Below are 13,779 nucleotides of genomic sequence, written 5' to 3' on the forward strand. Positions count from 1 at the left end.
CAAGCCCGCTCCCACATTGATCTGCGGCGCCCTCAAAAACGACCTCCAGCTGTACTGAAAGCGCTACAGCGGAACGATATCGCTACACACCCCATTGGCCGGCGCTATGCAAGGCTTTGATCCTCATAGGCTTTTTTTCGCCCCTTTGGCTGTAGCGATATCGCTACAGCTGCATTTCAAGCCTTGCTCCCAACAATCAATAACCTATTGATTTTTAAAGACTAAAAAACATTGGCCGCGATTTTGCTAAGCAACTCCCCATTATTCCAATCCCGTCCACCAGACGAATCTGGCCCTGAGGAGTTTCCATGAGCGAGTTGCGCTTTACTGAAGATCACGAATGGCTGCGCGCCGAAGCCGACGGCAGCGTGACCGTGGGTATTACCGCTTTCGCGCAGAATGCGCTGGGTGATGTGGTTTTCGTGCAACTGCCTGAGTTGCAGTCCTACGACAAGGGTGCAGAAGCCTCAACCGTAGAATCGGTCAAGGCGGCCAGCGGTGTGTACATGCCCCTGGACGGCGAAGTCCTTGAAGTGAACGGCCAACTGGACGGTAACCCTGAGCTGGTCAACGAAGACCCGATGGGCGAAGGCTGGTTCTTCCGCTTTAAACCGGCTGATGCCGATGCAGTAGCTAAGCTGTTGGATCAGGATGCGTACGACCGCCTGATCAAAGCCAACGCTGAAGCCTGAGGAGCGCGTCATGACTGTTCAATTGAATACCGCTAATGAATTCATTGCCCGCCACATCGGCCCGCGTCAGGAAGATGAGCAACAAATGCTCACAAGCCTGGGCTTTGACTCCCTGGAAGCCCTGACCGCCAGCGTGATCCCGGAAAGTATCAAGGGCACCAGCGTGCTCGGCCTGGAAGATGGCCTGAGCGAAGCCGCCGCCCTCGCGTCGATCAAAGCCATCGCCGCCAAGAACGAGCTGTTCAAGACCTACATCGGCCAGGGCTACTACAACTGCCACACGCCGTCGCCGATCCTGCGCAACCTCCTGGAAAACCCGGCCTGGTACACCGCCTACACGCCGTACCAGCCTGAGATTTCCCAAGGTCGCCTCGAAGCGCTGCTGAACTTCCAGACCCTGATCAGCGACCTCACCGGCCTGCCGATCGCCAACGCCTCGTTGCTGGACGAAGCCACCGCCGCTGCCGAAGCCATGACCTTCTGCAAACGCCTGAGCAAGAACAAAGGCAGCCATGCCTTCTTTGCCTCGATCCATAGCCACCCGCAAACCCTCGACGTGCTGCGCACCCGTGCCGAACCGCTGGGCATTGACGTGGTGGTGGGCGACGAGCGCGAACTGACCGACGTCAGCCCGTTCTTCGGCGCCTTGCTGCAGTACCCGGCCAGCAACGGTGACGTATTTGACTACCGTGAACTGACCGAACGCTTCCACGCTGCCAATGCACTGGTAGCAGTAGCCGCTGACCTGCTGGCCCTGACCCTGCTGACCCCACCGGGTGAGTTCGGTGCCGACGTGGCCATCGGCAGCGCACAACGCTTCGGCGTGCCGCTGGGCTTTGGTGGCCCGCATGCCGCCTACTTCTCCACCAAGGATGCGTTCAAGCGCGACATGCCGGGCCGCCTGGTAGGCGTCTCTGTCGACCGTTTCGGCAAGCCGGCCCTGCGCTTGGCCATGCAGACCCGCGAGCAACATATCCGCCGCGAGAAAGCCACCAGCAACATCTGCACCGCCCAGGTACTGTTGGCCAACATCGCCAGCATGTACGCCGTGTACCACGGCCCGAAAGGCCTGACCCAGATCGCCAACCGCATCCATCACCTGACCGCGATTCTCGCCAAAGGCTTGAGCGCGTTGGGGCTGAAGGTTGAGCAAGCCAACTTCTTCGACACACTCACCCTCGCCGCCGGCGCCCACACCGCCGCCCTGCACGACCAGGCTCGCGCCCAGCGCATCAACTTGCGCGTCGTGGACGGTGAGCGCCTGGGCCTGTCAGTGGACGAAACCACCACTCAGGCCGATATCGAAACCCTGTGGAGCGTGTTCGCAGGCGGCAAGGCACTGCCCGACTTCACCGCCTTGGCCGCCAAGGTTGAAAGCACTCTGCCGGCTGCGCTGCTGCGCCAGTCGCCGATCCTCAGCCACCCGGTGTTCAACCGTTACCACTCGGAAACCGAGCTGATGCGCTACCTGCGCAAGCTCGCCGACAAGGACCTGGCCCTGGATCGCACCATGATCCCGCTGGGCTCCTGCACCATGAAACTCAACGCCGCCAGCGAAATGATTCCCGTGACCTGGGCTGAATTCGGCGCCCTGCACCCGTTCGCTCCGGCGACCCAAAGTGCGGGCTACCAGCAACTGACTGATGAACTGGAAGCCATGCTCTGTGCGGCCACCGGTTACGACGCCATCTCCCTGCAACCGAACGCCGGTTCCCAGGGTGAATACGCAGGCCTGTTGGCGATCCGTGCCTATCACCAGAGCCGTGGTGAAGAACGCCGCGACATCTGCCTGATCCCCTCCTCGGCCCACGGTACCAACCCGGCTACTGCCAACATGGCCGGCATGCGCGTGGTCGTCACCGCCTGCGACGCCCGTGGCAACGTCGACATCGAAGACCTGCGCGCCAAGGCCATCGAGCACCGCGAGCACCTCGCCGCGCTGATGATCACCTACCCGTCCACCCACGGCGTGTTCGAAGAAGGCATCCGCGAAATCTGCGGGATCATTCATGACAACGGCGGCCAGGTGTACATCGACGGCGCCAACATGAACGCCATGGTTGGCCTCTGCGCACCCGGCAAGTTCGGCGGCGACGTGTCCCACCTGAACCTGCACAAGACCTTCTGCATTCCTCATGGCGGTGGCGGCCCAGGCGTTGGCCCGATTGGCGTGAAGTCGCACCTGACGCCATTCCTGCCGGGGCACGGCACTATGGAACGCAAGGAAGGCGCAGTCTGCGCGGCACCGTTCGGCAGCGCGAGCATCCTGCCGATCACCTGGATGTACATCAGCATGATGGGCGGCGCCGGTCTCAAACGTGCTTCGCAATTGGCGATTCTCAATGCCAATTACATTTCCCGTCGCCTGGAAGAGCACTACCCAGTCCTCTACACCGGCAGCAACGGCCTGGTGGCCCACGAATGCATCCTCGATCTGCGCCCATTGAAAGACAGCAGCGGCATCAGCGTTGATGACGTGGCCAAGCGCCTGATCGACTTTGGTTTCCACGCACCGACCATGTCGTTCCCCGTAGCCGGCACCTTGATGATCGAGCCGACCGAAAGTGAATCCAAGGAAGAACTGGACCGCTTCTGCAACGCCATGATCGCCATCCGCGAAGAAATCCGCGCCGTGGAAAATGGCACGCTGGACAAGGACGACAACCCACTGAAGAACGCTCCGCATACCGCAGCGGAACTGGTTGGCGAATGGAGCCACCCATACAGCCGCGAACAGGCGGTGTACCCAGTAGCTTCGTTGATCGAAGGCAAGTATTGGCCGCCGGTTGGCCGGGTCGACAACGTGTTTGGCGATCGCAATTTGGTGTGTGCGTGCCCGTCGATCGAAAGCTACGCGTAACCTGAGGATGCACTCGGTCAAATGTGGGAGCGGCGGTGCGACGATTCGACTTGCTCGCGAATGCGGTGGGTCAGTCACTAGATATATCAACTGACACTCCGCTTTCGCGAGCAAGTCGAATCGTCGCACCGCCGCTCCCACATGTTGACCGAGTACATCCGATAAATAACAAGAAACCGGAGAACAACAATGTCTTTAAGCGTGTTCGACCTGTTCAAGATTGGCATCGGCCCCTCCAGCTCCCACACCGTCGGCCCGATGCGTGCGGCGGCTCGATTCGTCGAGGGCCTCAAGCGTGACAACCTGCTGAACGCGACCACCTGCGTCAAGGTGGAACTCTACGGTTCACTCGGCGCCACCGGCAAAGGCCACGGCAGTGACAAGGCTGTGTTACTGGGCCTGGAAGGCGAACACCCCGACACCGTGAATACTGAAACCGTTGCCGCACGCCTATTGGAAATTCGTGGCAACGGGCGCTTGAACCTGCTCGGCGAACACAGCATTGCGCTCAACGAGAAAGAACACCTGGCGATGATTCGCAAACCCCTGCCCTATCACCCCAACGGCATGATCTTCCGCGCCTTTGATGCCGCCGGTTTGCAGATTCGCAGCCGCGAGTACTACTCGGTCGGCGGCGGGTTCGTGGTGGATGAGGATGCGGCAGGCCACGACCGGATTGTCGAAGACGCCACGCCCCTGACCTTCCCGTTCAAAAGCGCCAAGGACTTGCTCGGCCATTGCGCCACCTATGGGCTGTCCATCAGCCAGGTGATGCTGACCAATGAAAGCGCCTGGCGCCCGGAAGCGGAAACCCGCAGCGGCCTGCTGAATATCTGGCAGGTAATGCAAGACTGCGTGGACGCGGGTTGTCGCAACGAAGGCATTTTGCCGGGCGGCCTGAAGGTCAAGCGGCGAGCTGCCGCGTTGCATCGCCAGTTGTGCAAGAACCCGGAGTCTTCACTGCGCGACCCGTTGTCGGTGCTCGACTGGGTCAACCTGTACGCCCTGGCGGTCAATGAAGAAAACGCCAATGGCGGACGCGTGGTCACTGCACCTACCAACGGCGCGGCCGGGATCGTGCCGGCGGTGTTGCACTACTACATGCGTTTTATCCCCGGCGCGAGCGAAGACGGTGTGGTGCGCTTCCTGCTCACCGCTGCAGCCATCGGCATTCTCTATAAGGAAAACGCTTCTATCTCCGGCGCCGAAGTCGGTTGCCAGGGTGAAGTCGGCGTCGCTTGTTCCATGGCGGCCGGCGCCCTGTGCGAAGTGTTGGGCGGCACGGTTTCCCAGGTGGAGAACGCCGCCGAGATCGGCATGGAACACAACCTCGGCCTGACCTGCGACCCCATCGGCGGGCTGGTGCAGGTGCCCTGCATCGAACGCAATGCCATGGGTTCGGTCAAGGCGATCAATGCGGTGCGCATGGCCTTGCGCGGCGACGGGCAACACTTCGTCTCGCTCGACAAGGTCATCCGCACCATGCGCCAGACCGGCGCCGACATGAAAAGCAAATACAAGGAAACCGCACGTGGCGGTTTGGCGGTCAACATTATCGAGTGCTGACGCCTACAAGCGCGTCCGCACGTTTTTCAGGAGCTGAATATGTCCACCGAAACCCTGTTGAAAACCCCGTTGCACGCCCTGCACATCGAACTGGGCGCGCGCATGGTGCCGTTCGCCGGCTACGACATGCCGGTGCAATACCCGCTGGGCGTGATGAAGGAACATCTGCACACCCGTGAACAGGCCGGGTTGTTCGATGTGTCCCACATGGGCCAGATCCGCCTGACCGGCGCCAATGCCGCCAAGGCCCTGGAAACCCTGGTGCCAGTAGACATCGTTGACCTGCCAGTGGGCATGCAGCGCTACGCCATGTTCACCAACGACCAGGGCGGCATCCTCGACGACCTGATGGTGGCCAACCTGGGTAACGACGAACTGTTCCTGGTGGTTAACGCCGCCTGCAAGGATCAGGACCTGGCCCACCTGCGCCAGCACATCGGTGATCAATGCACGATCGAGCCGTTGTTTGAAGAACGTGCCCTGCTCGCCCTGCAAGGCCCGGCGGCAGTGAAGGTGCTGGCGCGCCTGGCGCCTGAGGTCACGAAAATGACCTTCATGCAATTCGCCTCCCTGCGTTTGCTCGGCGTGGACTGCTACGTCAGCCGCTCCGGCTATACCGGCGAAGACGGTTTCGAAATCTCCGTCCCCTCAGACAGCGCTGAAAGCCTGGCCCGCAGCCTGCTGGCGGAAACCGAAGTGCAGGCCATCGGCCTGGGCGCCCGCGACTCCCTGCGCCTGGAGGCCGGTCTGTGCCTCTATGGACACGACATGAACACCGAGACCACGCCGATTGAAGCCAGCCTGTTGTGGGCCATTTCCAAGGCACGTCGCGCTGACGGTGCTCGCGCCGGAGGTTTCCCGGGTGCCGAGCGAATCTTCACCCAGCAGCAAACCGGTGTCAGCCGCAAACGTGTAGGCCTGCTGCCGCAGGAACGCACGCCGGTACGCGAAGGGGCGGAAATCGTCGACGAACACGGAACCGTGATCGGCAGTGTGTGCAGCGGTGGTTTTGGCCCGAGCCTCGGCGGCCCGCTGGCCATGGGTTACCTCGACAATGCGTTCATCACGCTGGACACCGAAGTCTCAGCGCTGGTACGTGGGAAAAAGGTGCCACTTCGTGTAAGCAAAATGCCATTCGTACCACAACGTTACTATCGTGGTTGATTGACTGTTTCTATAAGTAACGCGGTTGCGTTGGCGTGCACTAATCTGTAACGCAACCGCCATAAAACAGTGCATTGACGATAGTCAATGTTATGCGAATTAACCTATAACAAGTGATCAACTCTATCGAATAAGTCCGTTCCCCGTTGTTGACCGAAGTGTCATAAACCCGAGGAAAACCGTGGCTTGCAGAGGGCTTGTTTTTTCGGCCTTAGTTGGCGTAGAGTTTGCCCACTGTGTTTGCATGGGTCGCTTTGAACCTGGACCTGGGCAGTAGCCAAAGTTTGCTACAACCCGTTCGATGTCTCTTACTTTCCTGCAATCCAGCCCAGTACTCTTTCATCTGAAAGGGGCTGTCATTAATTTTTAGCGTCAAAGGAAAGAAGAAAATGGCTGATCGTCAGAGCGGTACCGTCAAGTGGTTTAACGACGAGAAAGGTTTTGGTTTTATCACTCCAGAAAGCGGTCCGGATCTGTTCGTCCACTTCCGCGCTATTCAGGGCAACGGCTTCAAGAGCCTGAAAGAAGGCCAGAAAGTGACTTTCATCGCCGTGCAAGGCCAGAAAGGCATGCAGGCTGACGAAGTACAAGCAGAGGGTTGATCCCTTGCGCGACAAAAAGCCCCTGATGGTGACATCAGGGGCTTTTTTATGTGCGTTATTCCGTAAAATGGCTTTTTCCCCCAGAGAGCCATGCCATGTCGAAACACCTGCTGAGCCCCCAAGGCGAGTTTCCCGCCGTTGGCCTGGGCCGTCGTCTGGCAGCGATGTTCTATGACTTCCTGTTGTGCACCGCCCTGCTGATCGTCACGGCGTTCATCTACAAGCTGGTGTGGATGGTCTTTGTCGGCGAGGCCAAACTGCGTGCGCTCTCTGAGTCCGGAGCACTGGACGGTGACCCGCTGTTGTCGACGATTCTGTTTTTTGTACTGTTTGGTTTTTTTGCCAAGTTCTGGACCCATTCCGGGCAGACGCTGGGTATGCAAGTGTGGGGCGTACGGGTGCAAAACGCCGACGGTTCGCGGATCAGCTTATGGCAGGCGCTGTTGCGATTCGTGGTGTCGATTGCTTCTTGGTTATGTGTTGGGCTGGGCTTTATCTGGTCGCTGTTCGACAAGAAGAAGCGCAGTTGGCATGACATCTATTCGGATACGCAGTTAGTGCGGGTTCCGAAGCGGAAGAAGTAATCCTGAAGGAATGGAGAGCTACCAAATGTGGGAGATTCTATGGTTGAGGGGCAACCCTCAACCAACCTTCGGTTGGTATTCGCTTTGTCCTTTCAGCAAGGCGAATACCACTCGAGCAAGCTTACGCGCCAGCATTACCAGTACCTGAGTGGTGCTATAACCCCGCGCCCGTTGCGCTTGATAAAACTCCTTCCATGCAGCCGTTCGACTGGCTGCCATTGCGGCGTTGTGCAACAGACGCCGAGCCTCTGAGTCGCCACGCTTGCTCAAGCTGCGACGATTATCTTTTTGTCCTGACTTGGAAACGCGTAAATCCATGCCCAGGAAAGCGATAAACGCATCCGCATTTCTAAAATCACCTCGTTGGAAGGTAGTAACCAAGCGGGCTCCAGTCAAAAAGCCGATACCTTCAACTTTCAAACAACGCTTTAGCTGATCCGATAGTCCAGCTTCTTTCAGGCGATCACCGATCATCTTTTCGATCAGGCCCTCTAGCTTTTGCATCGACTTCACTTGCTCAGCAAAAGAGGTCTTCAGCAGCGGCTCATTCGCCCAGCTTTGAGTCAGACTGACACGTGCCTGAACCAGGGCCGCCCGGCGACGGAAAAGGCTCAAAAGCTGGCGATACAGAGGAGATGGCGGCGTCCAGGGGCGAAGCTCCTCGGCTTCGTTTTTCAGATAGCGTGCGAGCAACCTGGCATCCAGAGCGTCGGTTTTAGCCCGGACATTCACACCTTTACGATAGTGGCTGAGCTCATAACCACCCACCATGTAGATCACGCAGTCGGCCTCATAGGCCAGATCAGCGAACTCCAAGTGATAGATGTTAGTTGCTTCAATCGCGACCGCCACCGCGCCCGGCAGGGCCTTCAGCCATTTTTTAATAGCGATTTTGTTGTTCGGGATCACTTCCAGCAAATCGAGCTCGGCGTGGTAAATCACCAGCTCATTTTTAGCGACATCGACGCCAACGATCGGCTTTGAGACGGAAACTGGCATTGCCATGGGACTTCCTCCGAGCTAAGGTTTTGAGCACTTGAAGGGCTCACCCAGAGGCGCAGGCTTGTTCCTATCGTCGGTCATAGCCAGATGCATTCTTTATCGGCGCTTGGGTGAAAGGAGGAGGGGCGAAATCTCCCACGGTCTGTACTGCGTCAACAGTCAGAATCGGGCTTTGTCCCTTCTCCTCCCTTCAAGTCCTAGCATACAAGCTACCAAATGTGGGAGTGGGCTTGTGTGGGAGCGGCGGTGCGACGATTCGACTTGCTCGCGAAAGCGGTGGGTCAGCCAATATATGTACTGATTGATCCACCGCCTTCGCGAGCAAGTCGAACCGTCGCACCGCCGCTCCCACATTTTGACAGTGATTGCCTTTGGATCAGGCGTTGCCGGCCAGCTTCAGTCGCGCCGCCTGGGTAAAATCCAGCATGCGCTTGAGCGGCCTCACCGCCTGAGGAATCACCGAAGGCTCGACGAAAATCTCGTTACTCCCCTCACGTAAACATTGCAGCGTGCGCTCCAGGGTGTTCATCGCCATCCACGGACAATGCGCGCAACTACGGCATGCGGCACCGTTACCGGCAGTGGGCGCTTCAATGAAGACCTTGTCCGGGCACAACTGCTGCATCTTGTAGAAAATGCCACGGTCGGTGGCGACGATAAAAGTCTTGTTCGGCAGACGCTGCGCGGCAGCGATCAATTGGCTGGTGGAACCCACAGCATCAGCCAACTCGATCACCGACGTCGGTGATTCCGGGTGCACCAGAATCGCCGCATCCGGGTACAACGCCTTCATGTCTTCCAACTGCTTGGATTTGAACTCTTCGTGGACGATGCATGCACCGTCCCACAACAACATGTCGGCGCCTGTCTGGCGCTGGATGTAGGTGCCCAGGTGCTTGTCCGGGCCCCAGATGATGGTCTCGCCGTTGTCCATCAGGCTTTCGACGATTTCCAGGGCGCAGCTGGAGGTCACCACCCAATCGGCGCGAGCTTTTACCGCCGCCGAGGTGTTGGCGTAGACCACCACCGTGCGCTCGGGGTGCTGATCGCAAAACGCCGAAAATTCATCCACCGGGCAGCCCAGGTCCAGGGAGCAAGTGGCTTCCAGGGTGGGCATCAGGATGCGTTTTTCAGGGGTGAGGATTTTTGCGGTCTCGCCCATGAAACGCACTCCGGCGACCAACACGGTCTTGGCCGGGTGCGCCGCGCCGAAGCGGGCCATTTCCAGGGAGTCAGAGACACAGCCGCCGGTTTCTTCGGCCAGGGCCTGAATCACCGGGTCGCAGTAGAAGTGCGCCACCAGCACCGCATCCTGAGCCTTGAGCTCGGCAGCAATGGCGGAACGTAAACCCGCTTCCTCTTCAGCACTGAGCACCTTGGGCTGCTTGGCGTCGAGGTGGGCTTGAACCAGAAGGCGTTCAGAAATTTGCGTCATGTTCGCAAGACCTGCAGGCGCAGTTGCGCGAAAGTCGAGTGTACCACCGGCTCTGGCCCCCTTGAGGGTACCGCCGGACGAAGTGATTGTGTTCATCAAGCACGGTGAAGCTGCGCAAGGCTACAGAATATCGATTCGCTTCAAAAGCCTAATCTGGGGGGCAGCCTTGTTTCGCCCACGAAACCCGCAGCAAAAAAACGCGAAACACCCTGTCGGGGCTTCCCGTTTTGATAAAGGCCATGTACCGCCGCTCGACACGATAGGGCGTGGAGCCAACAGGTTGAAAAGGGAGGGCTTTCGACGATGTGCCTCACGACTTCAGATCCGCCGGAACATTACCCATCTCTTTCGCCAGGTCCAGCCACGCCCGCGCCGCCGGGGGCAAATGAGCCTGATGTCGCCAGGCCAAGGCAATATGCCAATCGGTCTGGGGCTCGTCCAAGGGGATCAGCGCGATACCGGGATGTTTGTGTTTATGAGCCAGCATCCGAGGCAAAAAGGCGACGCCCAGGCCCGCTGAAACCAGGTCAACAATGAAGTCGATTTGCGCGCTGCGGGCCGTCACCCGGGGCACCACACCTTTACGCTCGCAGGCGCTGAGGATGATACGGTTCAGGGCAAAGCCGGATTCGAACAGAATGAACGGATGGTCGGCAAGATCAGCGAAATCCACCTGCTTGCGCCCCGCCAGTGGGTGGTCCACCGGCATCACCACCATCAACGGCTCGACCCGCACATCCTGATACTCGAACTCCCCGTCAACCGGCACCAACAGCGCCGCAAGGTCCACCTCACCCGCCTGGAGGCACTCCTGCAGTTTCTTGCTGCCGTGCTCGATCAACTCGATATCAATCTCGGGATAACGACGCCGATACAGGGCAAACATCGCCGCAAACAGCACACCGCAGCCCACTGGCGGCAAACCGATCCGCAGCACCCCGCGCTTGAGCCCGCGCAACTCATTGATCTCGGCAATCAGGTCACTGCGCTCTGCCAGCAATACCAACGCCCGGCGGTAGGTAATCTGCCCGGCAGCCGTCAGTTCGCTACGGTGGCCAATACGACTGAACAAGGGCGTTCCCAGTTCTTCCTCCAGCGTCTTGACCGCCTTGCTGACAGTGGACTGTGTGAGGGACACCACCTGCGCCGCTTGGGAGAAACCGCCCTGGCGCACGACTTCGACAAAGGCCCGCAACGTTCGAAGGTTCATAAGCATTCCATTTTCGACTTAATTTAAGTTAAAAAAGTTGTTTTTATCATGAATCACCTTTGTCTACTCTAGGCCCACCGCTTTCTTCATTCCGGGGCCTCATCTTCATGATCATCTCGTCCGCATCGGATTACCGCGAAGCCGCGCGCCGAAAGCTGCCGCGTTTCCTGTTCGACTACATCGACGGCGGCGCTTACGCCGAACACACACTCCGGGCCAACAGCTCGGACCTGGCCGACATCAGCCTGCGCCAGCGGATCCTGAGAAACGTCGAGAGCCTGAGCCTTGAGACGACGCTGTTCGATCAGCCCCTGGCCATGCCGATCATTCTCAGCCCGGTGGGGCTGACCGGCATGTATGCACGGCGCGGTGAAGTCCAGGCGGCCAAAGCTGCGGCGAACAAAGGCATTCCTTTCTGCTTGTCGACCGTTTCCGTTTGCCCGATCGAGGAAGTGGCCTCGCAAAGTGCCCAGTCGATCTGGTTTCAACTCTACGTGCTGAAAGATCGCGGCTTCATGAGGAATGCCCTGGAACGCGCCCAGGCGGCGGGCGTAAAGACCCTGGTCTTTACCGTCGACATGCCCACTCCGGGCGCCCGTTATCGCGATGCACACTCGGGAATGTCCGGGCCGTATGCCGCTCCACGCCGGATACTGCAAGCCATGACCAAACCGGCCTGGGCCTTTGACGTCGGCCTTATGGGTCGCCCTCACGACTTGGGCAACATCTCCAAATACCTCGGCAAACCTACCCACCTTGAGGACTACATCGGCTGGCTGGCCAACAACTTCGACCCTTCCATCAGCTGGAAAGACCTGGAGTGGATCCGCGAGTTCTGGAAGGGCCCAATGATCATCAAAGGCATCCTCGACCCACAGGACGCCAAGGACGCCGTGAGCTTCGGCGCTGACGGCATCGTGGTGTCCAACCACGGTGGCCGGCAACTGGACGGTGTGCTGTCTACTGCCAAAGCCTTGCCACCCATCGCACAAGCCGTTGGCAGTGATCTGACGGTGCTGGTGGACTCCGGCGTTCGTTCCGGGCTGGACGTAGTGCGCATGCTTGCGCTCGGAGCCAGGGGCGTATTGCTGGGGCGCGCGACCGCCTATTCGCTGGCGGCTGCCGGGCAGCAAGGGGTGGAGAACCTGCTGGATATCTTCGCCAAGGAAATGCGTGTGGCCATGACCCTGACCGGCGTGACGTCGATTGCGCAGATCGATGAGTCGATTCTGGTTCGAGGGCAGAACTGAGCTGAAACATGACAGTCAAGCGTTGCAGGCTGGGATTGATCAGAAGGTCAATTAAGCCGGGCTGTCTCTCAGCGGGGAGCGGAAATGCCCGCTCTCACTTGGGGGCATCGTATTTGAACTATTGGCTACTTTTCAGGCAAAAAAAAACCCGGAAATCCTCACTTGCGTGGGCCTTCCGGATTTTCTAAACCGCCAAAAATGGTGGGTCGTGTGGGATTCGAACCTACGACCAATTGGTTAAAAGCCAACTGCTCTACCAACTGAGCTAACGACCCGCTGTGTGGTGGCGCGTATAATACTGATTTCTAAGGATTATTCAACACCTTATTTGAAATAAATCAGAAATAACGCGTTGGGTCGGTAATTCCGGCCGCTTTGAAGCCTTCTGCACGCAGTCGGCAGCTGTCGCATTTCCCACAAGCACGACCGTCATTGTCTGCCTGATAGCAGGAAACAGTCAGCGAGTAGTCGATACCAAGTCCTACGCCCGCCTTGACGATATCCGCCTTGCTCAGGCTCAGCAGTGGCGCCAGGATACGAAAGCCCTGCCCTTCTATACCGGCCTCGGTGGCGAGATTGGCCACGCGCTCAAAGGATTCGATGAACGCCGGACAGCAAAATCACCGCACGTTTTTGATCAGTCATGTCAGCGCCCCGGCTCGTCGTTCCAGAGGTACTTGTGCAGTTGCAGTTGCAGGCGTACCGGCAAGTTGTCCGCAACCACCCAGTCGGCCAAGTCGCGAGCGTTCAGGTCATGATGGCTTGGAGAGAACAGCACTTCACCGGCACGCCGATCGAGACCGTACTGGATCAGTTTGGAGCTGGCCCATTCGTAGTCTTCACGGGAGCAGATGACGAACTTGACCTGGTCGTTGGCCGTCAGCAAATCGATGTTCTCATAGCGATTGCGCTGTACCTCCTTGGAGCCAGGGGTCTTGAGGTCGACCACCCGACTGACCCGAGGATCGACCGCAGAAATATCCAGGGCACCGCTGGTTTCCAGCGAGACCTCGTAACCGGCGTCGCAGAGCTGCTTGAGCAGAGGAATGGCATTGGGTTGCGCCAAGGGCTCGCCGCCCGTCACACAGACGTAGCGCGGCCGGTAGCCGGCCACCTGCTGAAGGATGTCGTCCAGGGTGCGCACGGTTCCGCCACTGAAGGCGTAGGCGCTGTCACAGTATTGGCAACGCAACGGGCAACCGGTGAGGCGCACAAATACTGTGGGCAGGCCGGCAGTGCGCGTTTCACCCTGTAACGAGTAAAAAACTTCGGTGATGCGTAATGTGTCTTGCATAGTCGCCACGGGCGTAACAGCTAAACAGGCTGTCCGCCTCCGTCAGGCACCTCGAGGGATCCCGCCAACGCGTGAACCCCAGGAAGCGTGTTTCATAAAAGGGCGTGAATTCTAACGAAA

General features: G+C 58.7%; 11 protein-coding genes, 1 tRNA gene and 1 pseudogene. 7 read left to right on the top strand and 6 right to left on the bottom strand.

The window, feature by feature from the left end; genetic code table 11:
* Positions 1-308: 308 nt before the first annotated feature.
* The 6 genes from gcvH (at position 309) to J7E41_RS19145 (ending at position 7,468) form a co-directional block, all read left to right on the top strand.
* Positions 309-692, top strand: coding sequence for a glycine cleavage system protein GcvH (gene gcvH, locus J7E41_RS19120; RefSeq protein ID WP_214995170.1), 384 nt, complete (start codon positions 309-311; stop codon positions 690-692).
* Positions 693-702: 10 nt separating this feature from the next.
* Positions 703-3,552 carry an aminomethyl-transferring glycine dehydrogenase gene (gene gcvP / locus J7E41_RS19125; protein ID WP_214995172.1) on the top strand — a complete coding sequence of 950 codons (2,850 nt, stop codon included), beginning with the start codon at positions 703-705 and terminating at the stop codon, positions 3,550-3,552.
* 189 nt (positions 3,553-3,741) lie between these two features.
* Positions 3,742-5,118, top strand: coding sequence for an L-serine ammonia-lyase (locus J7E41_RS19130; RefSeq protein WP_214995174.1), 1,377 nt, complete (start codon positions 3,742-3,744; stop codon positions 5,116-5,118).
* Positions 5,119-5,157: 39 nt separating this feature from the next.
* A complete protein-coding gene (gcvT, locus tag J7E41_RS19135) occupies positions 5,158-6,282 on the top strand; it encodes a glycine cleavage system aminomethyltransferase GcvT (protein WP_214995176.1) in 1,125 nt (374 codons plus the stop codon).
* Between the two features lie 389 nt (positions 6,283-6,671).
* Positions 6,672-6,884: a cold-shock protein gene (locus J7E41_RS19140; RefSeq protein ID WP_003220045.1), complete on the top strand. Its 213-nt coding sequence runs from the start codon at positions 6,672-6,674 to the stop codon at positions 6,882-6,884.
* 95 nt (positions 6,885-6,979) lie between these two features.
* On the top strand, positions 6,980-7,468 hold the full coding sequence (locus tag J7E41_RS19145; protein ID WP_214995178.1) for an RDD family protein: 489 nt from the start codon (positions 6,980-6,982) through the stop codon (positions 7,466-7,468).
* A gap of 57 nt (positions 7,469-7,525) precedes the next feature.
* Here the strand turns inward: J7E41_RS19145 and J7E41_RS19150 are convergent, their stop codons facing one another.
* The 3 genes from J7E41_RS19150 to J7E41_RS19160 form a co-directional block, all read right to left on the bottom strand.
* Positions 7,526-8,473 (bottom strand): IS110 family transposase, encoded by a 948-nt coding sequence (locus J7E41_RS19150; protein ID WP_214995181.1) that lies wholly within the window; start codon positions 8,471-8,473, stop codon positions 7,526-7,528.
* A 373-nt stretch (positions 8,474-8,846) separates the two neighbouring features.
* On the bottom strand, positions 8,847-9,905 hold the full coding sequence (gene nadA, locus J7E41_RS19155; protein ID WP_214995182.1) for a quinolinate synthase NadA: 1,059 nt from the start codon (positions 9,903-9,905) through the stop codon (positions 8,847-8,849).
* A 310-nt stretch (positions 9,906-10,215) separates the two neighbouring features.
* Entirely contained in the window at positions 10,216-11,115 is a 900-nt protein-coding gene (locus tag J7E41_RS19160; RefSeq protein WP_214995184.1) for a LysR family transcriptional regulator, read from the bottom strand.
* Between the two features lie 107 nt (positions 11,116-11,222).
* Here J7E41_RS19160 and lldD point away from each other — a divergent pair, with 107 nt between their 5' ends.
* The gene (lldD, locus tag J7E41_RS19165) at positions 11,223-12,365 is read left to right on the top strand and encodes an FMN-dependent L-lactate dehydrogenase LldD (RefSeq protein ID WP_214995186.1); all 1,143 of its coding nucleotides are present in this window, start codon (positions 11,223-11,225) and stop codon (positions 12,363-12,365) included.
* Positions 12,366-12,564: 199 nt separating this feature from the next.
* On the opposite strand, the gene J7E41_RS19170 is transcribed toward lldD, so the two are convergent.
* The 3 genes and pseudogenes from J7E41_RS19170 to queE all read right to left on the bottom strand — a co-directional run bounded on the left by J7E41_RS19170 (position 12,565) and on the right by queE (position 13,659).
* A tRNA-Lys gene (locus tag J7E41_RS19170) sits at positions 12,565-12,640 on the bottom strand.
* Positions 12,641-12,703: 63 nt separating this feature from the next.
* Positions 12,704-12,982 (bottom strand): annotated as a pseudogene (locus tag J7E41_RS19175) (7-cyano-7-deazaguanine synthase); the annotation flags it as partial.
* A gap of 29 nt (positions 12,983-13,011) precedes the next feature.
* A complete protein-coding gene (gene queE / locus J7E41_RS19180) occupies positions 13,012-13,659 on the bottom strand; it encodes a 7-carboxy-7-deazaguanine synthase QueE (RefSeq protein ID WP_179447768.1) in 648 nt (215 codons plus the stop codon).
* Between the last annotated feature and the right edge of the window lie 120 nt (positions 13,660-13,779).

Source organism: Pseudomonas fluorescens (assembly GCF_018614655.1).
GTDB classification, from domain to species: Bacteria; Pseudomonadota; Gammaproteobacteria; order Pseudomonadales; family Pseudomonadaceae; genus Aquipseudomonas; species Aquipseudomonas fluorescens_BX.